Source organism: Bradyrhizobium sp. 521_C7_N1_3, assembly GCF_052075975.1.
GTDB classification, from domain to species: domain Bacteria; phylum Pseudomonadota; class Alphaproteobacteria; order Rhizobiales; family Xanthobacteraceae; genus Bradyrhizobium; species Bradyrhizobium japonicum.
The window spans coordinates 4,275,378-4,298,105 of sequence record NZ_CP197232.1 but is presented as its reverse complement, the minus strand read 5'-3'; the positions used below and the strand labels follow the sequence as shown (position 1 = coordinate 4,298,105).

At 60.8% G+C, this 22,728-nt stretch carries 21 protein-coding genes; 15 read left to right on the top strand and 6 right to left on the bottom strand.

Translation table 11 applies throughout. The features are described from left to right. Positions 1-66: 66 nt before the first annotated feature. A complete protein-coding gene (locus AB7008_RS19630) occupies positions 67-246 on the bottom strand; it encodes a hypothetical protein (protein ID WP_166351845.1) in 180 nt (59 codons plus the stop codon). Positions 247-478: 232 nt separating this feature from the next. Between AB7008_RS19630 and AB7008_RS19625 the strand changes: the two genes are divergently transcribed. Next, positions 479-727 (top strand): hypothetical protein, encoded by a 249-nt coding sequence (locus AB7008_RS19625; protein ID WP_441259331.1) that lies wholly within the window; start codon positions 479-481, stop codon positions 725-727. Positions 728-1,017: 290 nt separating this feature from the next. Next, complete coding sequence (locus tag AB7008_RS19620; protein WP_028155789.1) at positions 1,018-1,416, top strand: hypothetical protein; 399 nt, start codon at positions 1,018-1,020, stop codon at positions 1,414-1,416. A 109-nt stretch (positions 1,417-1,525) separates the two neighbouring features. Here the strand turns inward: AB7008_RS19620 and AB7008_RS19615 are convergent, their stop codons facing one another. The 3 genes from AB7008_RS19615 to AB7008_RS19605 form a co-directional block, all read right to left on the bottom strand. Continuing rightward, the gene (locus AB7008_RS19615; protein WP_014496380.1) at positions 1,526-1,726 is read right to left on the bottom strand and encodes a hypothetical protein; all 201 of its coding nucleotides are present in this window, start codon (positions 1,724-1,726) and stop codon (positions 1,526-1,528) included. Between the two features lie 510 nt (positions 1,727-2,236). Continuing rightward, positions 2,237-4,060 carry a glutamine--fructose-6-phosphate transaminase (isomerizing) gene (gene glmS / locus AB7008_RS19610; protein WP_441259330.1) on the bottom strand — a complete coding sequence of 608 codons (1,824 nt, stop codon included), beginning with the start codon at positions 4,058-4,060 and terminating at the stop codon, positions 2,237-2,239. A 288-nt stretch (positions 4,061-4,348) separates the two neighbouring features. Then, positions 4,349-5,335: an aldo/keto reductase gene (locus AB7008_RS19605; RefSeq protein WP_441259329.1), complete on the bottom strand. Its 987-nt coding sequence runs from the start codon at positions 5,333-5,335 to the stop codon at positions 4,349-4,351. A 371-nt stretch (positions 5,336-5,706) separates the two neighbouring features. Here AB7008_RS19605 and AB7008_RS19600 point away from each other — a divergent pair, with 371 nt between their 5' ends. Both AB7008_RS19600 and AB7008_RS19595 read left to right on the top strand, forming a co-directional pair. Next, the gene (locus tag AB7008_RS19600) at positions 5,707-6,714 is read left to right on the top strand and encodes an NAD-dependent epimerase (RefSeq protein WP_441259328.1); all 1,008 of its coding nucleotides are present in this window, start codon (positions 5,707-5,709) and stop codon (positions 6,712-6,714) included. Between the two features lie 390 nt (positions 6,715-7,104). Continuing rightward, positions 7,105-7,341 (top strand): DUF6894 family protein, encoded by a 237-nt coding sequence (locus tag AB7008_RS19595; RefSeq protein ID WP_014496384.1) that lies wholly within the window; start codon positions 7,105-7,107, stop codon positions 7,339-7,341. 113 nt (positions 7,342-7,454) lie between these two features. On the opposite strand, the gene AB7008_RS19590 is transcribed toward AB7008_RS19595, so the two are convergent. Beyond that, positions 7,455-8,147 carry a LuxR C-terminal-related transcriptional regulator gene (locus tag AB7008_RS19590; protein ID WP_304493676.1) on the bottom strand — a complete coding sequence of 231 codons (693 nt, stop codon included), beginning with the start codon at positions 8,145-8,147 and terminating at the stop codon, positions 7,455-7,457. Positions 8,148-8,674: 527 nt separating this feature from the next. Between AB7008_RS19590 and AB7008_RS19585 the strand changes: the two genes are divergently transcribed. Both AB7008_RS19585 and AB7008_RS19580 read left to right on the top strand, forming a co-directional pair. Continuing rightward, positions 8,675-9,544, top strand: a complete 870-nt coding sequence (locus tag AB7008_RS19585) for a LuxR C-terminal-related transcriptional regulator (protein WP_441259327.1) — start codon at positions 8,675-8,677, stop codon at positions 9,542-9,544. Positions 9,545-9,859: 315 nt separating this feature from the next. After that, positions 9,860-11,107 carry a hypothetical protein gene (locus AB7008_RS19580; RefSeq protein WP_304494164.1) on the top strand — a complete coding sequence of 416 codons (1,248 nt, stop codon included), beginning with the start codon at positions 9,860-9,862 and terminating at the stop codon, positions 11,105-11,107. Between the two features lie 18 nt (positions 11,108-11,125). Here the strand turns inward: AB7008_RS19580 and AB7008_RS19575 are convergent, their stop codons facing one another. Further along, positions 11,126-12,124, bottom strand: a complete 999-nt coding sequence (locus tag AB7008_RS19575; protein WP_166097385.1) for a glycosyltransferase family 2 protein — start codon at positions 12,122-12,124, stop codon at positions 11,126-11,128. A gap of 308 nt (positions 12,125-12,432) precedes the next feature. Between AB7008_RS19575 and AB7008_RS19570 the strand changes: the two genes are divergently transcribed. The 9 genes from AB7008_RS19570 (at position 12,433) to AB7008_RS19530 (ending at position 22,727) form a co-directional block, all read left to right on the top strand. After that, positions 12,433-13,737: a lipopolysaccharide biosynthesis protein gene (locus AB7008_RS19570; protein WP_304493675.1), complete on the top strand. Its 1,305-nt coding sequence runs from the start codon at positions 12,433-12,435 to the stop codon at positions 13,735-13,737. A 270-nt stretch (positions 13,738-14,007) separates the two neighbouring features. Beyond that, positions 14,008-14,832, top strand: a complete 825-nt coding sequence (locus AB7008_RS19565; RefSeq protein ID WP_441259326.1) for a thioesterase domain-containing protein — start codon at positions 14,008-14,010, stop codon at positions 14,830-14,832. Beyond that, complete coding sequence (gene nadE, locus AB7008_RS19560) at positions 14,801-15,811, top strand: NAD(+) synthase (protein ID WP_304493673.1); 1,011 nt, start codon at positions 14,801-14,803, stop codon at positions 15,809-15,811. Before AB7008_RS19565 ends, nadE begins: the two co-directional genes overlap by 32 nt. A 5-nt stretch (positions 15,812-15,816) precedes the next feature. Continuing rightward, entirely contained in the window at positions 15,817-17,844 is a 2,028-nt protein-coding gene (asnB, locus tag AB7008_RS19555; protein ID WP_441259325.1) for an asparagine synthase (glutamine-hydrolyzing), read from the top strand. Then, positions 17,841-19,403: a class I adenylate-forming enzyme family protein gene (locus AB7008_RS19550; protein ID WP_441259324.1), complete on the top strand. Its 1,563-nt coding sequence runs from the start codon at positions 17,841-17,843 to the stop codon at positions 19,401-19,403. The genes asnB and AB7008_RS19550 overlap by 4 nt, the downstream gene beginning before the upstream one ends. Positions 19,404-19,453: 50 nt before the next feature. Continuing rightward, on the top strand, positions 19,454-19,732 hold the full coding sequence (locus AB7008_RS19545; protein ID WP_248882397.1) for an acyl carrier protein: 279 nt from the start codon (positions 19,454-19,456) through the stop codon (positions 19,730-19,732). 341 nt (positions 19,733-20,073) lie between these two features. Then, positions 20,074-20,790, top strand: a complete 717-nt coding sequence (locus tag AB7008_RS19540; protein WP_347343440.1) for a nucleotidyltransferase family protein — start codon at positions 20,074-20,076, stop codon at positions 20,788-20,790. A 45-nt stretch (positions 20,791-20,835) separates the two neighbouring features. After that, the gene (locus AB7008_RS19535; RefSeq protein ID WP_441259323.1) at positions 20,836-21,975 is read left to right on the top strand and encodes a DegT/DnrJ/EryC1/StrS family aminotransferase; all 1,140 of its coding nucleotides are present in this window, start codon (positions 20,836-20,838) and stop codon (positions 21,973-21,975) included. Next, complete coding sequence (locus AB7008_RS19530) at positions 21,972-22,727, top strand: sugar transferase (RefSeq protein WP_441259322.1); 756 nt, start codon at positions 21,972-21,974, stop codon at positions 22,725-22,727. Before AB7008_RS19535 ends, AB7008_RS19530 begins: the two co-directional genes overlap by 4 nt. The last annotated feature ends 1 nt before the right edge of the window (position 22,728 follow it).

The following is a 22,728-nucleotide window of genomic DNA, read 5'->3' as shown; positions in this document are numbered from 1 at the left end:
CACGTTCTGCGAGGCGTTTCGGCCTGCGGCGGAGGAGCACGAGCTCGGCGGTCGGGGGCGTCATGTTCAATGCCCGCCCGCTCTGAACGCGCGACGCCGCGCCAGCCTGCCATAGGCCACTCGTTGTCTGACGAGATAGTCCTGCGGAGCATGGGGCACCACTAAATAGCGATTCAGGAAACGCGCCGTGCCCGTCGCCAACAGGGCCAGCGCGATGGCCATACGCCTCGCTGTCGTCGTGATCATCTTCCACCTCCATTTTGAACTGCGCTTTCATCAACATATGCCTGTGATGCGCTCCCCGTTACTCTCAAGGCAACGGATGTTGCGCATTCGCACGATCGTGCTTGCAGCGCCGCGCCGGCTCACAGGCCGTTGAAATCCGGTGAGCAATTCGTGCATTTGGACGACGTCCCGCCGTCCACACGTTGATGGTGAGCCGCTTGGTCGGCCTGATGTCTTCAAAGGAGAAGCCGAAATGACCACTCTCAAACTCTTGTCGACGGGATTGATTGCAGCCGCCGTGCTCGGGGGACCCGTCATGGCGCGCGAGCACCATTCCGTCATGCGACAGCCCGCGATGACAACCGATACGGCCGCATCGAGTGCGCCCTTCTATCAGCAGGACGGCCGCCTCTGCGTTCCTGCGCCGCGCGTGGGCGCTTTCGCGACGGCGCCGTGGACCGGCAACAACGTGCCTTGTGAGCCCGGCACGGGCGGCTTCTGATCGCGGCATTTCGTTGGCCGGCCGGGCGCCTCGGTCGGTCGCTCCTCATCGAACGAACGGGGGCGGGCTGGAACGTTCAGCCCGCCCCTTCCGCGGGCCGCGGCCCCCGCGGCAGGATCACCTTCCCTCCCGGTGCGCCTCGTTCCTGAAGTCGAATTTAGTGGGATTGCCGCGCATCGCTCCTACCTCTCCTTTCATCACGAGCCTTGGCATCAGGAGCTTCGGCGACGGCACGACGCGGGAGCGGACTGCATGGATGACCTGGCAGATCGACACGAAAGGAGTGTCCCATGAAACGCGCAATCATGATTTTGGCAACAGCGGCGCTTGCCTCGACCCTGGCCATCGGCACGGCCGAAGCGCACGGCGGTGGCGGTGGCGGCGGCCACGGTGGTGGGTTTGGCGGCGGCGGCCACGCCAGTTTTGGCGGTGGTGGCTTTGGCGGCGGACATATGGGCTTCGGCGGCGGCGGCGCGCATTTCGGCGGCATGGGGCATGATGGAGGCTTTGGCGGCGAACATCTCGGATTCGGCGGTCATGCCGGCGCCGGCGGCATCGGCCTGCGTCAGCATGCGTTCCACCGCTTTGGTCGCTATCGACCCGGATACGGATTCTACGGCGCCTATCCGGATTGCTACGATTGGTACGAGTTTCACCCCGACCAGCCGTTACCGCTGAGCTGCAGTTAGTCTGCACGCACGTCGGTCCAGCCCTACCGCGGAGGCTGCGGCGCCGGCCCGCTCACGACTTGGCCGAGCCTGGCTCGGCCATTTTGCGATGCTGGTTTGCCAATAAGCTCTAGGAGGGGCGGAAACCCGGAGGCATCGTTCGCCAGACTTTGTCTTTGAGGCAATAGGCACGGGCGCCCTCGGGAATATCTTCGGCGGCGCCGCCCTCATATTGCTCGTAAAGAAGCGCCGGGAACAGCCTCCCTTTGATGACTTTAATCATATCACCGCGTCGAATGTCCGCGCCGGCCGTTCCCGTCAAAACCGACATGATCCCTCGCGAAGCGCAGGTAGGATGCCAAACGAGCTCGTCGACCGGACGGGCTTGCCTGAAGCTATCTCGAAGCGGAACAGTCTTCCAATAACCCGAAAGGACTACTCCCCGATCGGGCTGTCCTTGCAGCCTGACGCCGAAGAGTCTGCGAGGATCCGGCTGCGGAGCGTGCGCAAGGCGGCTGGTTCTGAGGGGAGTTGCGTATCTCAAGTCCGAGCCGCACCGCCCCGGGAAACCCCACTCGCTTCGCCGAATGGAAGCAGCCCCAAGTGCTCGCTCGTTTCTTGGCAGCAGCGGCCCCGCCAACGCGGTTACAATATAGCGGGGCCGCCTGCCCTAGAGACGTCGGTGCTTAACCCGGGCCCGAAGGCCGCCAGACTCTACCCCGAGCGGCCGAGAACGAGGACTGGTCGAAAGAGGCACCCATTTCGGAGCGTCCCGGTTTGTCAGACCAGCATCCTGCTTTCGACAGCTCTTTCTGAAGCGGAAGTGGCGCGACCGGACCGACTATTCGACGGTCACGGACTTCGCGAGATTCCGTGGCTGGTCCACGTCGGTCCCCATAATCGCGGCGCTGTGATAGGCAAGGAGCTGTAGCGGCACCGCGAGAGCCAGCGGCGCCACGACCGGGGGCATATCCGGTAAGGCCAGGACCGAGCAACCACCGGACGCGGCGAGTGAAGCACCTCTCTCGTCGGTCAAGAGGATGATGCGGCCCCCACGGGCGATCACCTCCTGCATGTTCGACATGGTCTTTTCGAACGTCGCGTCGTACGGCGCAATGACGATGACCGGCAGACCCTTGTCGATCAGCGCGATCGGTCCATGTTTGAGCTCACCGGCCGCATAGCCCTCTGCGTGAATGTAAGTGACCTCCTTGAGCTTGAGGGCTCCCTCCAATGCCAGCGGATAATTGGTGCCCCGGCCTATGAACAGAGCGTCTCTGGCCCTCGCGATCTCACGCGCGAGCTCATGGACTTTCGGCTCCAGCTCGAGCGCACGGGCCATATAGTCTGGAATCTCGGCAAGGGCCCGGACGAGTGAGCGCTCGTCTTCGGCCGAGAGTACACCGCGACTGCGACCGGCAGCGATTGCAATGCAGAGCAAGATTGCCAGCTGACAGGTGAACGCCTTTGTCGATGCGACCCCTATTTCCGGACCGGCCAATGTGGGCATTACGATATGGCTCGAACGAGCCATCGTCGAGGTCTGCACGTTGACGACAGAGAGAACATGCTGGCCGTGGGTCTTAGCGAACTCCAACGAGGCGAGCGTATCGGCCGTTTCGCCGGACTGCGACACGAAAATCGCCAGATTGCCCGCGCCGAACGGAACGTCGCGATAGCGGAATTCCGATGCAATATCGATCTCGACCGGGAGCCTGGCGTAGCGCTCGAACCAGTACTTCGCAATCAGACCGGCGTAGAAGGAGGTCCCGCAAGCTACAATCGACACACGATCGACTGTCCCGAAGTCCACATCCACGCCCGCCGGCAACCTGATTGTCCCGTCGCGCGCGATATATTGCGCAAGCGTCTGCCCAACCACCTTCGGCTGTTCGTGAATCTCCTTCGCCATGAAGTGGCGATGCTCGCCCTTGTGAACAATCACGGCGGCACCGGCGATTTTGGCCGACGTACGACGCAGGCGCGCGCCGTTCACGTCGATAAACTCGATCTGCTCTCGAGTCACGACGGCGAGATCGCCGTCCTCAAGGTAGGCGACAATGTCCGTCAGAGGCGCGAGCGCCATCGCATCCGAGCCCAGGAACATCTCGCCGCACCCGTAGCCGACAGCAAGCGGCGAGCCCTTCCGGGCACCGATCAGGAGATTGTCGTGCCCTTCGAACAGGAAGGCGAGCGCGAACGTTCCGTTCAAGCGCGGGAGCACCTTACGCACCGCTGCGACCGGCTCGTATCCGTTCTTCCGCTCGCGGCTGACGAGATGCGCAACCACTTCGGAGTCGGTTTCGGTCGCAAAATGTGCACCGGCCGCTTTGAGGTCATTGCGCAACTCTCGATGGTTCTCGATGATCCCGTTGTGCACGATCGCCACACCATCAACCATATGAGGATGCGCATTCGTCTCATCGGGACGGCCGTGCGTTGCCCAGCGGGTGTGACCAATTCCGATCCGCCCGGCAAGCGGCTCCGAGTCGAGCCGACTCTTGAGGTTCGCGAGCTTTCCGACCGCACGACGTCGCGTCAGCGAACCGTCTTCGAGAGTGGCGATACCGGCCGAGTCATATCCGCGATATTCAAGCCGCTTCAGCGCATCCAGAAGAAGAGCAGAGGCTGGGCCTCGCCCGACGACACCAACAATTCCGCACATGGCCTCTCTCCGAGCATCTATCAACGGGCCCGCCAAGCGCAACCACGATTGCGGGCAATCTCCTAACGCGACGGCATCGGCCCGGCCCCCTCACCTCTGGCCTGCCCTGCTGCGCATGCTTCGGCAAGACGCTCGAGCCAGCCGCCTCCCGGCCGCCCGCGCGCCTGTCGAATATCGTCGACAACATTGGCGAGTAGTATCGTGGGACGCGAATTCTAGCACGCGCAGCCGCCGATTGTCTGATGATGACGGAGTAGACCTCATGCCCATAAGCTCCGCACTTGATCGCTACACCAACGCGCGCACGACCAATCGTTCGGCCTGCCGCGGCCCGTTCGAGAGCTCGGCGACGATGCGATTGAGCTGAGGAAGCGCCGGGATTTGCGCTGACCGGCGCAGATTGAACGCGAGATGTTCTTTCCGAAACATCGAAAACAGTGAGACTCCTGCCGAGTTCGTTGCCAGCGCATAATCCACGACGAAGGCAGCGGCGATCTCGGTGAGGTCGCCCCGGTATCCCATCTCATGAAGGCCGTTCAGTATTTCCTTCTCCGATCCGAGCCTCGCGACAAGCGGGGCGACGCTCGAGAATGATCCATAGGTGACAAACGTCCTGCGCCGCGCAATCTCGGTCGATCTCTGAAGATTCGGCTCGAGCGGATTATTCGCGATCTGTATCAGCCGGTATGGTAGCGATTCATGGAGGTCGTCAATTCCGCCCTCGTTATTGCCCGCAATCGAAATCGCGCGGGCCTTCCCGTCCTGGACGATGCGCTCGACCGCCCGAATGATGTCTTCGCGAACGACCTCTTCGCGGGTGGGACGGTGGAGAGCAAGCACATCTACATAATCCGTGCGAAGTCGCCTCAGGCTATCCTCGATGCTCGTCCTGATCAGCTCGGCCGATAGCGGCACTTTGAAGGGCTTCGACTTCATTGCGGAGAGGCGCGGTTGGATCCCGGGAAACACCGCAAGAGCGGCGCGCGCCATCGGCTTCAGGATCCGCATAACGGCGGAGGTATCACGCGGGCGCATCCCGACCTTTGTGCAGATATGGACGCTGCCGCGCTTCCTGGATACGAACTGACCCAAAATAGACTCGGCCATTCCATCGCCATACGACGGCGCCACGTCGTACCAGGTTATTCCGGCGTCGTACGCGCGCTCGAGCCCCTCGATCCCCCTCCGAGCCCCAACGCGCCCCCCGAGCGACGCGCAGCCGAAACCGATGCTCGATACATTTGCGCCGAGAGCATCAACACGGACCATCTTCATCGCAAACACCCCTGACCACGCCGTCTGTGCTCAAGTCGCCGACGTCGATCGTTCGACGGCGCGCACTTCCAAGCCGGCGGCCACGTCGGGCAAGCCCGCCGCTGAAACAACTCTGCAGGTTTGCCTGGCTTCATCTTCATGCAAATGGATGATGACGGGGTTCGCTCGGACATTACATACGCTACGCCCCTGGAATTTGAGACAGTGGCGAGGCGGAGTAATCCGTTCGAGCGGCAGCTGGCAACTCGGCTCCGCCGCCATCGTCAGGTGCGCTCATTTGCGCAATCGAGATGCGGCGCGATTGAGAGTTAACTTTATGCGAGCGGTGGCGCCTTCCTCGCCGTTCGAGCTCCATCTAACCTGGACAGCGAATGTCATCTCGCTCAGAACAAGTTGCCGACGACGTTCTGGTGACCGGAGCTGCTGGCTTCATCGGCTTTCATGTTGCCCGTCGACTGCTCGATGAAGGGCGTCGGGTCGTCGGATTGGACAACATCAACAGCTACTACGACCCAGCGCTCAAGCGCGCGCGTCTCGACATTCTGCGCCGCGACCCGCGTTTCTCCTTCGTGCAGATCGATCTTGGACATCGCTCGACGATGGCCGAGTTGTTCGCAAAGCATCGCTTTGCGAAAGTGGTCCATCTAGCCGCTCAGGCCGGCGTCCGGCATTCGATCGATCAGCCGCATGCCTATGTCGACGCCAATCTCGAGGGATTCCTCAACGTCCTCGAAGGCTGCAGGCATAACGCATGTGGTCATTTGATCTACGCATCATCATCGTCGGTGTACGGCGCCAATGCCGAGTTGCCATTTTCGACCCGGCATAGGGCTGACCACCCTGTCAGCTTCTATGCCGCGACGAAGAAAGCCAACGAGCTGATGGCCCACTCTTACAGCCACCTGTACCGACTCCCGGTCACCGGCTTACGGTTCTTTACGATCTACGGCCCGTGGGGCCGGCCCGACATGGCGATATTCCTGTTCGCCGACGCGATCGTCAAAGGCAGGCCGATCAAGCTCTTCAACCATGGCAGGATGCGGCGCGACTTCACCTATGTCGACGACGTCACCCGCGTCATCTCGCGGCTGATCGAGCGCGCTCCGCAGGACAACGCCGATGCGGCGGGCGCACCGGCCAGGCTCTACAACGTAGGCAATAACCGCCCGGAAGCGCTGATGCACGTCCTCGAATTGATCGAGAAAGAGCTGGGACAAACCACAGCGAAGGAAATGCTGCCAATGCAGCCTGGGGATGTTCCGGAAACGTTTGCCGACGTTGGCGATCTCATGCGCGATACCGGGTTTTCGCCCTCCACCCCTATCGAAACCGGTATATCGAATTTCGTCCGCTGGTATCGCGATTACTACCGGATATGATTTTTTTAGATCATCTCCCCAAAAGTCAAACCGTCCGCTCCCGACCGATCGGAGTATCGGTTGCAATTGCTGCGCGGCGGTGATGGAGGACCGGGCGGGACTTGCGAAAAAGGGCGCGGCCCCGGCGGGGGCATTGGGGATTCGCAGGGCCGGGGCCGCAGCGCTGCGCCGAAGTGGGCTCCGTCGACGCAACATCATCGTAGTCCTCGAGAAGCAATTGTTCATTCTGAATTCGTGGTCATGCAGATCAACGTCGGGGTACCCATCAATGATGATTGAGCCCTCCTAGAATAGCCGCTTGCTATGCGCCCCCCGGCGATGCGAAATCTCGACCGTGATGCGGGGGGCTCGCTGCAGTCATCGGAATGTTCGCGTTGTCCGGAGACGTCCATGCCGCGGTATTTCTTTCATATCCACGACGGTCATTCAGTGCTCGACGATGTCGGACTTGATCTCCCCGACATTTCCGCGGCACGGACTACTGCGATCGAACTGAGCGGCGAGATCCTCAAGCACGACGTGATGGACCCACTCCTGCATTACATTTCCTGGCAGGTGGAAGTCAGCGACAGCCCAGAGCTTGGCGGCCGGTCGCTGTTCGTTCTTCAGTTCTCCGTCGAGGGATAAGAGAGCGAAACGCGGCTTTGCCGGCGCTTGCACAATCTGAAGGTGCAATAGCCGCTCGGTTGGGCCTCGGCGAAATGCCCGCATCATATTGCACTGCAAACAGCGCGAGATGATTAGCGCTCCCCAGGCACCGGATCCGATCCAGCATGCGCCGGTTTGTCCTGCGCCGAATTGGCGCGGTCATCCTGCGAGATGGCGAGGGCTGCAAGCGCAGTGCGATTGCCGATTTCAAGCTTCTGGAAAATGTTGTGGAGGTGAACTTTGATGGTGCCGTCTGCAATGTGGAGCCGGCGGCCAATTTCCTTGTTGGACAGACCACGGGAGACCAGGCGCATGATCTGCCGCTCGCGCTCGGTGAGCACCGCGAGCGCACTTTCCGGATTCGGGCTCTGCTCGCGAGGCGCGGCCTGATCGGTGGGCGATAACGGAACAACAGTCTGGCCGTTGGCAATGTCTCGCAAGCCCTGCACTACGGCTTGGCCCGTCATCTCCTTCAGAAGGACACTGTACCCGGCCGGGGCGCCCGCCAACACAAGATCGCAGTCCTCGCTGGGCGCGAAGAACACAAGCCGCGTTGGTCGGCTGTCCGAATGGCTAAGTGAATTGTTCATCAGCGCGGTCAGCTCCGGCATTGCCGCATCCATGATCGCTATGTCGGGCGCAAGCGTCAAAATTGCCTGGATGCAACTCGCAGCATCGCCGCAGGATGCAACGACCTCGAAATCGGATTCTGAACCGAGAACACTTGCGAGACCCTGCAAAACCATTGGATGTCGGTCTGCAATCACTACAGTCGCACGACGCATCGGGCGCTCCCTAACCTGCCGCCCCCAAAATTCCCGCGATTGAAGCTACGGGCCCCCGCCCTTGCCGCTCCAACATTAATTGATCACCAACAAATAAACTTCGAGCAATTCCCTAAAGTATCATTTGGCCTAGCGGACCTATGAGGCAAATAACCGCACGAGTCTGTGATCGCAATATACATTAAGTTTGCCGGATCAAAGGGCCGTATGAACCCGGTGGTCTCGGCTCACAACCGCTGGCGAGCGGTCTATCCATGTGCCACTTGGCAAGTTCGAAAAGCATCGCGATGGAGCAAGGCTTTCGCGACCGGATTCACCCGCTCAGGGCGAACATTCAAAGGTTGAATCAATATTCCCTTTCGCCCCCAAGTCAATCTCCGATGGCCGTTCACCAACAGCTTGGGGACCCGTCGGCCTATAACGAAAGGTATATAGGCAAGATTGAAAGATCGAATCTAACCTTCAGCAATTATTAACTAAACGGTGCCCGGCTTCTGTTAATCAGAAAAAACGGGCCATGAGACGCTTTGTTCCTTTTCCTGCGTGTTTTTCATTCAAGTTGTGTCATTGCGTTGGTTGCGGAGGGTACGATGAGGAGGCGGCAATCCTGCAAAGTTGTTTTGATCGGACGAAATATTTTGCTGCGAGAGGGAATTTCTCAAATACTGCATGCGGCAGATTTTCAGATTGCGGTGTCGGCCTCGAGCACCGATGAAGTAACAAGCACACTCCAGGCACATCAGCAGCTCCTGTTCGTGATTATCCACAGCACTGGCGAATTCGATGCAGCCATGAAGCACATCGGATTTGCAAGAGAGCACTATCCGGATGCGCGCGTAGCGATCGTTTCGGACCACTACCGGCCGGATGAGTTGATCGCGGCCTACAAGGCCGGCGCCAGCGGCTATTTCGTCGACGTCAATTCATGCGACGCTTTCATCAAGTCCATCGAGCTCGTGACGATGGGCGAGACGGTGTTTCCACCGGCTTTCCTGTCATTCGTGCTCGATAGCGGTCTCGATCGCGAGCCTCAACTTCAGCCAGCGATCGAAGAGCGATCAAATCTCCTCGTGGCGGCCGAAGAACGGATAGCACCTCATCTGTCTCCGCGAGAGCGGGCGATTCTCTCCTATCTGATCGAGGGCAATTCCAACAAGTGCATTGCGCGAAAGATCGATATTGCCGAGGCGACCGTGAAGGTTCACGTCAAGGCGATCCTGCGCAAGATAAGGGTCCAGAACAGGACGCAGGCCGCAATTTGGGGAATGAACAACGGATCACTGGTGCGGGTCTCGAATGGTCACCCGCTGCCGTTGTCAATCGATCGGGAACCTACGCTCAGCCTTGTGCCAAGCGACCGCGGACGTCACGAAATCGGCGCCTCGGAGCAGGACTAGCCTGGCCGATCGGCCTGACGCCCCATCAATGCCTCAACAAATTCCGGGCGGCGCCTATGCGCGCCGCCCGGCTAACCGCGCCGGACTGATCTATCGATCGAGAGGATCAGTACCTGCCCGTGGAGCGGCAACATTTCGCGGGGCGTCTCCTGCATTCAAATGATGCGCGCTGGGACCGAACAGCTAGAACGCATCGTCGAACCAATAGTCCTGGTCCCCGCAGGAGCCTGGTGACCGGCAAGCTCCGAACCTCATATCGGTCGCTTGCCCACCCGGATGATCTGAACCCCCTGCTTGCCATGGAGCATGATACGGATGTCTCCGTCCCTCTACACGCGAATTGGCCTGGCCGGCGCCGTGGCCGTCGTGCTTGCATTGGCGGGCATCGCCGCCGCACAGACGATTGCAAAGACCAAGCTCTCGACTGCCAGCAGCATGAACTTGCCCGACTATCTCGTTCCGGTCACCGACCCTGACACCGGCGCCACGATCGTCCGGATAACGACCCCGGGGCCCTTGGGCAATGGCCTGGCCTGTCAGCGAGCCTATTGCACCCACCGATATTCGAGCGCGCAGGCCTGGAACGCCGACCAGACTCTGCTTCTGATCGCCAACGGCTGTAACGGGCTCTGCTTTCTGGACGGACGGACATACGTTCCGCTGTTCCGCCGGCAGCGCGAAGACGAGTGCGAATGGCACCCGCGCGATCCCGAGCGCATGATCTGCGTGATCGGGCGCAAGATCTCGCTCTGGACACCGCGAACCAATGCCGAAGAGATCATGCTGATGGCCGAGGGCTATCGCGGCCTTCAGTTCGGACCGGGCAAGGGCAATCCCTCTCAGGACGGCCGGCGCATCGCCGTGCGGGGCACGCGCGCCGACGGGGTCGTCGTCGCATTCGCGTTTGACCTCGTGAGCCGCCAGAAGTTTCCGGATATCGAGGTTGGAAAACTGCCCGGGCGAGACGGCTCTTGCGAGATATCTGCCCTGGGCAGCTACGTCAGCTGCAGCCGATGGGTCGACGGAAAGGCTGAGGCATTCATCTACACCGTCGCAGGCGATCTGGTGCAAAGCTGGACCGAACATCATCGTCCGAGTCATGGCGACATGGCCGTGGACGCTGACGGACGCGAGATATACGTCGGAATCAGCAAGTCTGATCCCGACGTATACCAGGTGATCAAGCGCCGGCTGGATGACGGCGTGGTTACCGCCCTTGCTCCGCGCGGAGAGGCCTCGCATGCGTCCACGCGCGCGATCCACTGGCCCGGCTGGGTGATTCTAAGCTATGGCGGCGATCCAGCCGAGATTGCCCAGCTACCAAAGTTTGCGCCCTTCGCTCGGGAAGTCATTGCTCTGCGAATTGACGGCAGTGGCGAATTCCGACGCATTGCGTACACACGCAACGTCCCGCACGACTACTGGAGCGAGACTCACGGCTCGCCGTCACCCGACGGTTCCCAAGTGATCTGGTCGAGCAATTGGGGGGTAGCGGGCGGCCCGGTGTTCGACTTCGTAACACGTCTCGATGCCCCCGATCGGACCAGCGCCCTGTCCCGATAATGATCGGCGGCGGCTCCGTCAGGCGTGACCCACGCGAGCTAGTGAGCCCGCTGCCGATGTACGCGCTCGCGCCCGGATCGCCTTGTTGGCTGCCTTGATAACCGAGGGGCGCAGGATCTGGAGCGCGTCCCGGATCGTTGCCCCCCAGGACTGGTGACGAAATCTTCCGCGCAATCTCGCAACCCGCAATGCACGCACGACCGTTTCGGGATCCGGAAGCCCTTGCTTGTCCTCGACCAGGCTCCAGGTCAGATTCTTGAGATCAAGGGTCTCTTCATCGATCTGAGAAAACGATTTGGAAGCGGTAATGTTCGCGTGGTCTGTCATATCGTAGAAGATCAAGCCGTCGTCGATCGCCACCATGTCGCCATGACAGGCGAGGTCGACGAAAAACAGCTGGTCCACTCCCCACCTGATCGACTTGTAGTTTCGCATCAGACAACCCGCCTGGATGACCTCGCTGTTGATCAGCAGGGTCGACGGAACAATTCCCAGCACCCGGGTCTTGCCGACCAAATAGAGATCAGTCAGGCACTGCTGGCTCGAATACCGCGTGACCTGCCCTCCCCGGCGGTATTTTATGCCTTCATCCTGAACGAGATGAGATGTGGAGGTCATGAACGCAGCGGTGGGGTACGTCCTCGCCAATTCCGCAAAAGTCTCGAGCGATCCGGGCACGAGCCAGTCGTCGTCATGCAACACTTTGATCCAATGACCGCGACATGCCAGCATCGCACTGTTCGTATTCTCAACCTGGCCCCGTCCTCGGTGGTTCTGGACAATCCGAATACGGGAATCGCTCCGAGCGTATTCAGACAGAATACTCCAACTGACGCCTTTTGGACCTTCGTCGTCGCTGATCACCATTTCCCAGTCGGCGTAATTCTGCTGCAGCACGCTTTCAATCGTACGGCGTATCATATCCGGTCGACGGAAGGTTGGTATGGCCACCGAAATCATGGGGCGGGCGTCCGGATCTCGAATACCCTCCGACCCGTCGTGCTGCAACAGGTTCATCGCTTTTCCCTCAAGCTCAGTTCGATGAACGGTATGCTGACTGAAACGCCCAGCCATCCTTCATTTGCATGACGATGATCATCCCGAGACGCGACGTGTCGAAGCGGTCAGCTCGGTTAGCAGAATCGCGGCCGCAAGCACGAGCTGTTCATGCGAGCCCTCCTTCGATTCTGCGACACTTCAGCCAGCGTCATGCGAACGAATGATGGCGCACACCCCGCTCCATCCTACGATCGAACCGAAGTAGATCGCTCAATAGCTACGATCTTGCCTTTTTTGAAATGAATTCTAGACCCAGGAAGTTTTTCATGGCCGCGAAACCGGCTACCGGTCCGACGCGGACAGGGGCCCTTGTTCGTGCAGCGGCGGGTGTCTCCGCCCTCGCACTCACCGGCCAGCTCATGCTCGTAGCGGCCATTCCCATCCTCACCCGGCTCTATTCGCCGGAGGATTTTGGAATCTTCACGATCTATCTCTCAATCGTAAACATCGTCGGCGCGATAGCCGGACTTCGCTTCAGCACGTCTCTGTATCTGGTCGAGGACAGAGCTCACGCGCTGGTTGCGCTCAAGCTCACACTCGTCGCGGTCTGCTTTACGACCTCTGTCGTTCTCACCGCAGGGTACCTGCTGTCGGACGTGGTGCCGGGACGACTGCAACATCTTACCTACCTCGTCCCCATCGGGATGGCCGCGGTCGGCGTTGCCGACGCGATGAACTGCTGGTGCCTGCGCTTCAATCATATGCGTGACTTCGGCATGGGCCGCCTCATCCTGCCGGCGTCGATGGCACTGCTCCAGGTGAGCTTCGGCCTCGCGCACCTCGGGGACGACGCAATGATCCGAGCCCACATCCTGAGCCAGGCTGTGTTGATCGCATTTCTCTGCGTCCGGCTCCTGAAATGGGAGGACATCCGCCGCATCGCGCAAGCCTCGTGGGGTTCGGTCGCGGCGACGGCGCGGCGAGAGTACAAATTTCCACTGTTCGAGCTGCCCTCGGCCCTTGCGGGATTCGCGATCATCAATCTCCCCGCAATCTTCATAGGCTCGCTATTCGGTACCGCATTCGCCGGGCATTTTGGCGTCGCCGCCCGTCTCGTGACCGGCCCGGTCACCCTGATCGCCTTGCCGCTCAGCAATGTCTTCGTCGCCGAGGCCAGCAAAGACTTCGACCGTCATCATCTGCTCGGCACCGCATGCGGCCTGTTGGTCGTTGCGGCCGGCTTTATCGTTCTGCCGGTGCTCGGCCTTGGATTCGTCTCCCCCTATGTCGTCGTCCCGCTGCTCGGCGCATCCTGGATACCTACGGGTCAGATCATGGGCGCCCTGGCGCTTATGTGCGCCGCACAGGCCTTGTCGACACCCATTCAAGAAGCTCCAACTCTTTTCCGTCGTCAGGAGCTGCGTCTGCTGGTCAACCTGGTGCGAGCCGTGTTCGTATTTGCCCCGCTTCTCATCGGTGCCCACCTCGGCTTCGACCCGTTGCAGGTGATCTACATGATGGCCGCCGGAGGAGCTACCGGCTACGCTCTGGGAATTATCGTGGCGCTGTTCCTCTTGAATGGGCCTGGCGGCGCACGGACGTCGGGCGCACCGATCAATGGGCCTGTGTGACCCAGAGGGTCGAAAGAGCACGCCCCGAACTTCGCGTCCGCTCGAGGAGGCGGCACATGGACAACAGATACGCTGGAGCGGAAATAACCAATTTCCTGGGCGCGACCATATGCTTCATGCGAATGAATGATGAGAGGATTTTCAACGTCTTCATACTCCAATCTAGGAGTTCGGTCGGTCGGTTGCATGCCAATGAAACTACGGCCATTGATTGATACAGGCGAGGATTTGGCTTCTCCGCCCTCGTGCATTGTGGCGGCGGAGCCGCCCGTGCTTTTCCTACTGCCCGGCTCGCTTGGTTATGGAGCCAGCCTCGCCGCCCTGACAGCCTCAATACGCGAAATTGCACATGTCGTTCCGATCCGCTACCCGGATCTCGGCAAGATATTGCAGGGCCAGGACAGCGTTTGCGATATGGCTGCTGCTGCCGTGGAGCAGATCAATCGCATCCAGCCAGGGGGCCACATCAGACTTCTCGGTCATTCCCTCGGTGGGGCGGTCGCCTTCGAGGTCGCGACGCGAATGTTTGCCGCCGGCCGCTCGGTGAAGTTCTTCGGAATTCTCGACACCAGCCTCATGGGCGAGCGCAGTTCTGCATGGGAGACGTTGACCCGCACGATCCGGCGGATCCGCAACAACCGGGTCACCGCGCCCCGGATGGTCTGCCGGGCCCTCGCCAAGGCCACCGTTGCGATCGGCCATGAAGCTAACCTGGCCCGGATGCTCGACCGCCGCGCGAAGGGGCAGTTCGATCTCACGTCTTTCAGGCTCAAGCAGGAATTGCAGGAAGTCTTGCGCGCGAAAGCCTACTTCCGCTGGTTGTCGGAGCCGAAATCGATGCTGCCGTTCTCCGCCGTTCTGTTCCGGTGCCAGCGAAAGAAGATGCCGCAAACTCTGGGATGGGATCGTGCGTTTGCCCAGATCGATGTCGTCCCAAGCGCAGGCACTCACACCGATCTGGTCATGCCGCCTTACCTCGCGATGAACTTGCACCTCGTCCAGAAGGCGCTGTCGCAAACCTACTCACCGGCCGAGTTTCCCCAGAGAGAGGCGGATTGTTCACGTGACCTTGCAAGCAGCCCACAGCCAAACTGAACCCGCGTTCAGTAAAGACGCCCTGGTCCTGGATGCGCCATCGGAGGTCGCGCGCATCGTCGCGTTCCTGCGCGACCGTGTCCTTGGCGTGCTCGGCCGACGCGGAGCCATCGTCGGACTGTCCGGCGGCATCGACAGCTCCGTGGTCGCAGCGCTCTGTGCGCGCGCATTTGGAAATACGAAGGTCCTTGGTCTGCTGATGCCGGAGCGCGATTCGTCATCCGATTCGCTGAGGCTCGGCCGGGCCGTTGCTACGCAACTGCGCCTCACGACGGTCGTCGAAGACATCGCACCGGCGCTCGAAGCATTGGGCGCATACCGCCGACAGCGAGAGGCGATCCAAGCCGTCGTACCCGAGTATGGAATCGACTGGAAGTGCAAGCTGGTACTCGGCTCCGGTTCGGAGAGCGCCGGCATCAACATCACCCGTCTGACCGTACAAGACCCGCACGGCGAAACCTCCACCGTGCGTCTTCCGCCCGAGGTCTACCTGCAGATCGTTGCTGCAACCAACTACAAGCAACGGGTCCGCAAGATGACCGAGTACTACCACGCGGACCGCCTGAAATATGCCGTCATAGGTACGCCAAACCGGCTCGAGCACGATCAAGGCTTCTTCGTGAAGCAGGGTGACGGGGACGCGGACGTCATGCCGATTGCGCATCTCTACAAAAGCCAGGTCTACCAACTGGCCGAATACCTCGGCATCGACGACGAGATCAGGCGACGGCCGCCGACGTCCGACACATTCTCGCTGCCGCAGAGCCAGGAGGAATTCTACTTCGCTGCCCCCTATCGATTGACTGATGTCTGCATGTACGCGGTCAATCACGGCATTTCCGCCGACAACGTGGCCGAGGCCGTAGGTCTGGCCACAGCGCAGGTGCAGAAGGTCTTCAAGGACATCACTTCCAAGCGTCGGGCGACGCGCTATCTTCACAGCCCGCCTCTGCTCGTTGATGCGGTAATCGAGGACTAGACGGCATGTGCGGCATCGCCGGCATCGTGGCGCTGAGTGCGAACGCTCCGAGTCCTTCGCGGAGAGCGCTCTTGCGGATGGTCGGGGCGCTCGCACATCGCGGGCCGGACGAGCGAGGTCTCTACCGGGACCAACGCGCGGGCCTGGCGCACGCCCGGCTCTCGATCATCGACATAGCGGGCGGACAACAACCTCTCTCCGATCCCGGCGGCCCTACCTGGATCGTGTTCAACGGCGAGATCTTCAACTATGTCGAGCTGCGCGAGCAGCTGATCTCGCTCGGCCATCGCTTCCGCACCCGCAGCGACACGGAGGTCGTGATTCAGGCCTATCGCGCCTGGGGCGAGGCAGCATTCGAACGGATGAACGGGCAATGGGCCCTTGCCATCTGGGACGCCTCCACCAACCGCCTCATCTTGTCCCGTGACCGGACCGGAATCTGCCCGCTCTATATCTGCAACCACCAAGGCCAACTCTACTTCGCCAGTGAGATCAAGGCCATCTTCGCGGCAAATCCGGCAATCCGTCGGGCACTCGATCCAGCGGGTATCGACCAGACCTTTACCTTCTGGAGTAGCGTGCCGCCGCAAACCGTGTTTCAGGGGATCACGGAGATTGAACCGGGACACGTCCGCAGTTACGCGCGCGGCGCGGTCCGGGACCGCGCATTCTGGACTCCGTGCTATGCGCCCCGGTCCGACGAGCATCGCCTTCCGTCCGCCGGCTGCAATGACGATGTGATCGATGCTGTGCGTAGCGCATTGGAGGCGGCTACGGCGCTAAGAATGGTGCGGTCCGACGTCCCCGTGGGAAGCTATCTCTCCGGCGGCCTCGACAGCTCGCTCGTTGCGGCATTGGGAAGCCGGTTTGCAGGCAGGCGCTTCCAGACGTTTTCCGTGCGCTTCACCGACGCTGAGTATGACGAGACCTCCTATCAGCGCCTAATGGCACGCACGATTGCGAGCGAGCACCACGAGCTCATGGTCTCGCGACAGGATATCGCCGAGGTATTTCCCAAGGTCATCTACCACACTGAGCGGCCAATCCTGCGGACCGCCCCTGCACCACTGTTCCTGCTGTCGAAGCTCGTGCGCGAGCGCGGCATCAAGGTCGTGCTGACCGGCGAAGGCGCAGATGAAATGTTCGCCGGCTACGATGTGTTTCGCGAGGGCAAGATCCGCCGTTTCTGGGGCCGCCAGCCGGCCTCAACGCGACGCGCCGCCCTCCTGAGCCGGCTCTATCCCTACATCTCGCGATCGCCGGTCCACATGCAGGCCATCGCGCTAAAGTTCTTCGGACACGGCATTTCCGCCCCAGATGCCCCAGGCTTCGCTCATTCTCCGCGTTGGCGCAGCACGAGCGCGATCAAGCGCCTGTTCTCCGCGGACATGCGCGCGGCGACTTCGCAAGCCGACCCGGTGACCGAACTGCTCGATCGTCTGCCACCGGATTTTTCCCGCTGGACACCGCTTGCACAAGATCAGTACCTCGAGACCAAGACGCTCCTGGCCGGGTACCTGCTCTCCTCCCAGGGAGACCGGATGCTGATGGCGCACTCGGTCGAGGGGCGCTTCCCATTCCTTGACGACGACGTCGTCGAGCTCGCGAACTCCCTTCCCGACGCCTGCAAACTTCGCATCCTCGACGAGAAGCACGTCCTTAAGCGTGTAACGCAGTCGCAAGCTCCTTCAGAGATCGTCACACGCAAGAAGCAGCCCTACCGGACCCCCAACGCGCTCTGCTTCGTCGACAGGGATGCCCCCCTTTATGTCAACGAAGCGCTTTCAAGCGCAAGCGTCCGCGCCGCCAACATCTTCGACCCGGTGGCGGTCGAACGCCTGCGCGCCAAGTGCCAAGCCCATGCACACGCCGGCGATGGCGACCTGTCCAACTTCGACAACATGGCGCTCGTCGGCGTCTTGTCCACTCAGCTCCTGTTCCAGCAGTTCGTCGCGGACCGGCCGGAAGCACCGCGCCGCCTCGAGCTCAGCGTGGACGTCGACCACCAGGACGTACCGGGAGTTTACGCATGATCAACAATCCTGTGCCGCTCCTGCACGATTACCTGATCAACTCGGCCCATCAGAACGGCGCCAAGGTCGCGCTCGTATGCGACGGTCATCGGGTTACCTACGACCAGCTCGAGGCGTGGTCGAATGCGATCGCGCATCATCTGGTCGAGGCCGGCGTCGAGCGCGGCGATCGCGTGATGATCTTTGCCGACAACACCGTCGAGGCAGCCGTCAGTTTCTGGGCCGTCCTCAAGGCCAACGCGATCGTATGCCTCATCAATCCTCTCACGAAACCCGACAAGCTAGGCTATCTCCTCAATGACTGCCAGCCGACTGCACTCATTACGCAAACGCGCCTTCATGCGACGTTCCGCGAACCTGCACGACATTGCCCGTCCTTGCGCCGCGTGATCGTGTCCGGCCGAATCGACGACGCGGATATGAACGCACTGCCGCATGCCGTGCGATGGCACACTGTAACGGCCAGCGAGCACGACACAGCACCCGCGCGCCGCTGCATCGACATCGATCTCGCCGCCATTGTCTATACCTCGGGCTCGACCGGCGAGCCCAAAGGGGTGATGCTGACGCACCGGAACATGATGACGGCGTGTACGTCGGTTTCGTCGTATCTGGACGTCCGTGACGATGAGGTCATCCTCAACGCTCTGCCACTCGCCTTCGACTACGGCCTGTATCAGATGATCATGGCCGTACGCGCCGGAGCGCGCCTTGTTCTCGAGCGCTCTTTTGCCTTCCCCACCGAGACGCTCCGGCGTGTTGCGGAAGAGAGAGTGACGGGCTTTCCCGGCGTACCGACGATGTTCTCGACCCTGCTGCAGCTTGAGTCGCTGAAGAGTTACGATTTATCCAGCATTCGCTACGTGACAAGCACCGGTGCCGCACTGCCGGTCCGGCACCTGGTGCAGCTGAGACACACGTTCCCCGGCGCCCGCATCTACTCCATGTACGGTCTTACCGAATGCAAACGCTGCACCTACCTGCCGCCGGAGGATCTCGATCGGAAGCCGTCGAGCGTAGGAATTGCCATTCCAAATACCGAAATGTGGATCGTCGACGAGCGTGATCAACGGGTCGGCGCCGGCATCGCCGGACAGCTGGTGATCCGCGGTGCGACCGTCATGAAGGGTTATTGGCGAAAGCCCGAAGCTACTGCGAAGAAACTCAAGCCCGGACCGCTTCCCGGCGAGCAGGTGCTTTACACCGGCGACTACTGTCAGATGGACGCCGACGGGTATCTGTACTTCGTCAGCCGGAGCGACGAGGTCATCAAATCGCGCGGCGAGAAGGTCGCGCCCAAGGAGGTGGAGAGCGCCTTGCTGGACATTCCCGGCATAAGGGAAGCGGCAGTCGTTGGCGTTCCCGACGATCTGCTCGGCCACGCGATCAAGGCCTTCGTGGTTGTCGACCAGGTGCGGCCGATCGACGCCAAGCAGATTCAGCGAGAGTGTCACAAGCGCCTCGAGAGTTTCATGGTCCCCAAGTACGTCGTTATCGTGCCGGAACTGGCGCGCACGGATACGGGCAAGATCAACAAGAGAGAGCTCATCACGGGATAGCTTGTGGACGACCAATCGACGCACCCGCTTTCATATGGAGCACCAACGCAATGACACTGGTCTTGGCACCCGACCGCTGCAAGGAGCAGATCCGCGCTTTCCTGACATCAAATTTCTACATCAGCGACATCGCGGCGCTGAACGACGACGCTTCCCTGCTCGACCAGGGGATCATCGATTCAACCGGAGTGCTCGAGGTGGTCGGGTTCATCGAGACGACCTTCGGCATCGCCGTCGACGACAATGAGATCCTGCCCGAGAATCTCGATTCAATTCGGGGCATGGCACGTTACATCGCCAGCAAGGTTAACTTGACCGCCGATACCTGACCGATCGGCGCGCTCGGAAAGCAGAGGAAACGAGCGGTCCTGTGACTCGATCGCGGCTTGGCGCCCCGGGGCTTCACCCGGCCGCCGAGTGCGGCGTTTTTTGCCCTTCGCGAACCCTTCCGCATGAGCTCCTTGGTCAAGGCGAATCCCGTGTCTTCCGGAGAGGCACGCCTCGACTGCACGACTGCACGGACTACCCGCCGGCATTCCTCTGCCCTCCGATTCCAACGCTCTCATGCAAACGAACGAAGACGCAGGCATGGTTTTGCTCCTACCTTTTTCCCCGAGAAGCATATCTCGGTTTTTTTGAGGCGTATTTTTTTGAGTACATGGAGGTTCAGATGAAAGCGGTAGTTCAGTGCGGCGGCAGAGGAACTCGACTTCGTCCACATACGTCCATTTTGCCAAAACCTCTCATGCCAATCGGCGCGCGTCCCGTCCTCGAGCTCGTTCTCAAATGGTTGAGACGGAACGGGATCGGAGAGGTCTTCGTCACCACCGGTTATCTCGGCCATCTGATCCGCAGCGTCTGTGGTGACGGCAGCCAGTGGAACATGCAGATCACCTATACGCAGGAGCTCGAGCCGCTCGGCACGATCGGTCCGCTGTCGTTGCTGCGAGAACAGCTCAACGAGCCGTTCCTGGTCCTCAACGGCGACGTCCTGACAGACCTGAACCTGAACCAGCTGATCCACAATCACCGAAAATCCGATGCCAACATCACCATCGGAACCTCCGTTCGGAGCACGAAGATGGACTTCGGTGTGATTGATGAAATCGATGGCCGCGTGACCGGATTTCGCGAGAAGCCGGAGCTGACGAACCTCGTCAGCATGGGAATCTACTGCATGAATCCGGGCGTCCTCGAGCGCATTCCGTCGGGCGTCCCCTTCGGATTCGACGACCTGATGTTCCAGATGCTCGAGGAAGAAGCCCGCGTCAACGTCTTCAAGCACACTGGCCTGTGGCTCGACATTGGCCGGGTCGAGGACTTCCTGAAAGCCCAGGACATTGCGTGGGACGAGCAATCGCCTGCATTCGCAACTGCGGCTGCGTGACGCAGCGTCACCCTTCGCATGGGGAATGAACGGGAAGAGGAACACATGCTGTTGGTATCAGAACCGGCCCTGGGAATTGACGAGAAGGAAGCTCTTGTTGCCGCGATCGACAGCGGCTGGATCACCATGGGGGATCGCGTACGGGAGTTCGAGCAAACGTTTGCACGCATGCATGGTGCCGAGGACTCGATCGCAGTCGGGTCATGCACGGCCGCACTTCACCTCATCCTGCATGCGCTCGGCGTCGGCCCCGGCGATGAAGTCCTCGTTCCATCTCTCACATTCGTTGCCACGGCCAATGCCGTGCTCTACGTCGGAGCGCGGCCCGTCTTCGTCGATGTCCAATCCGGGGCCGTTCCCCTGATGTCAGCGGCCGACGCGCTCCGCAAATGCACTTCGCGGACGAAAGCGGTGATCCTCATGCATTTTGGGGGCTACCTCGCTGATCGAGAGGAGTGGCAGGCCTTCGCTCGCAGCAAGGGCCTGCTCCTGATCGAGGACGCCGCGCATGCGCCCGGCGTCAAGGGGGTCGGCACGTTTGGCGATGCAGCCGCGTTTTCCTTCTACGGCAACAAGAACATGACGACTGCTGAAGGCGGCGCGATCATAACGCGTCACCGGATCTTGAACGACATGATCAAGCGCGCCAGGTCGCATGGCATGACGACCAACACGCGCCAGCGCCTCGTCAGCCGCAGTCCCGAATACGACGTGACGCTTCTTGGATTCAACTACCGCATGGACGAGTTGCGCGCCGCGGTCGGCCTGGTGCAGCTGCGTAAGTTGGCAGGTTGGAACGACACCAGGCGGCATCTGTCGCTGCACTATCGGCGGCGGCTGGCCGAGCTTTGCCCTTCGGTCCTGGTGCCATTCAACGCGTCGTGGGTCTCGGCCCACCATCTCATGCCCGTCGTTCTCCCCGCGGCAAGCGCGCGGCAGCCCCTGATCGAGCAGCTCAGCAAGCGCGGCGTTCAGACGACCATTCACTATCCCCCGGTGCATCGGTTGACGTTCTACCAGGATCAGTATCCGGGCATCAGCCTCCCCAACACTGAGGATTTTTGCGGACGCGAGCTCACCTTGCCGCTCCATCCCGCGATGACTCCCGCCGACGTCGATCACGTGGCAGACAGCCTCGCAGATGGACTTCAGGCAACCTGTCCCGCGGAGGTCGAACAGGCATGAGCGAAACGGTCAATGCGGGATGCGCTGGGCCGGCAGCTCCGGCCGTGCGCTTGCGGCGCGTCATCGATGTCCTCGGTGCCGGGACGGTCATAATCGTTTCGCTGCCGATCCTGTTGGTCATTGCGCTTGCTGTCTGGATCGAAGGCGGACGGCCGATACTGTATTCGCAACTACGTCTCGGACTGAACGGGGCGCCGTTCCGCATGTACAAGTTCCGGAAGTTCAGAGCCGATTGCGACGATCGCGGAAGTCCGCTCACGATGGTGAACGACAACCGCATGACGACGATCGGCGGGCTGCTGGCAGCATTCAAGCTGGATGAGCTACCGCAGCTCTGGAACATCCTGCGGGGTGACATGTCTTTCGTCGGCCCGCGACCCGAGACGCTCGTATTTGCCGACTGTTTCAGGAACGGATTCGAAAAGATCCTGGAACACCGGCCAGGCCTGGTCGGGCCGTGCCAGATTCTCTTCCGGCATGAAAATGAGCTGTTCCCGCCGGACGGCAATGTGGCGGATTTCTATCGGGAGGTTCTGTTTCCCGCCAAGGCGAAGATCGACCTGGCATATTATTCCAATCGAACCGTCATGTCCGATCTCCGGTGGATCGTTCAGGCCGGCTGGATCGCCGTGGGGGAGCCGCTTCTCAACCGCATGCGAAGACCCCGACCGGAGAGCCAGAGCCAGAGCCAGAGCCAGAGCGGCATAGCGCCAACTGGCGGATCTGTCGGTGCGAACTTATTTCAAAAATAGA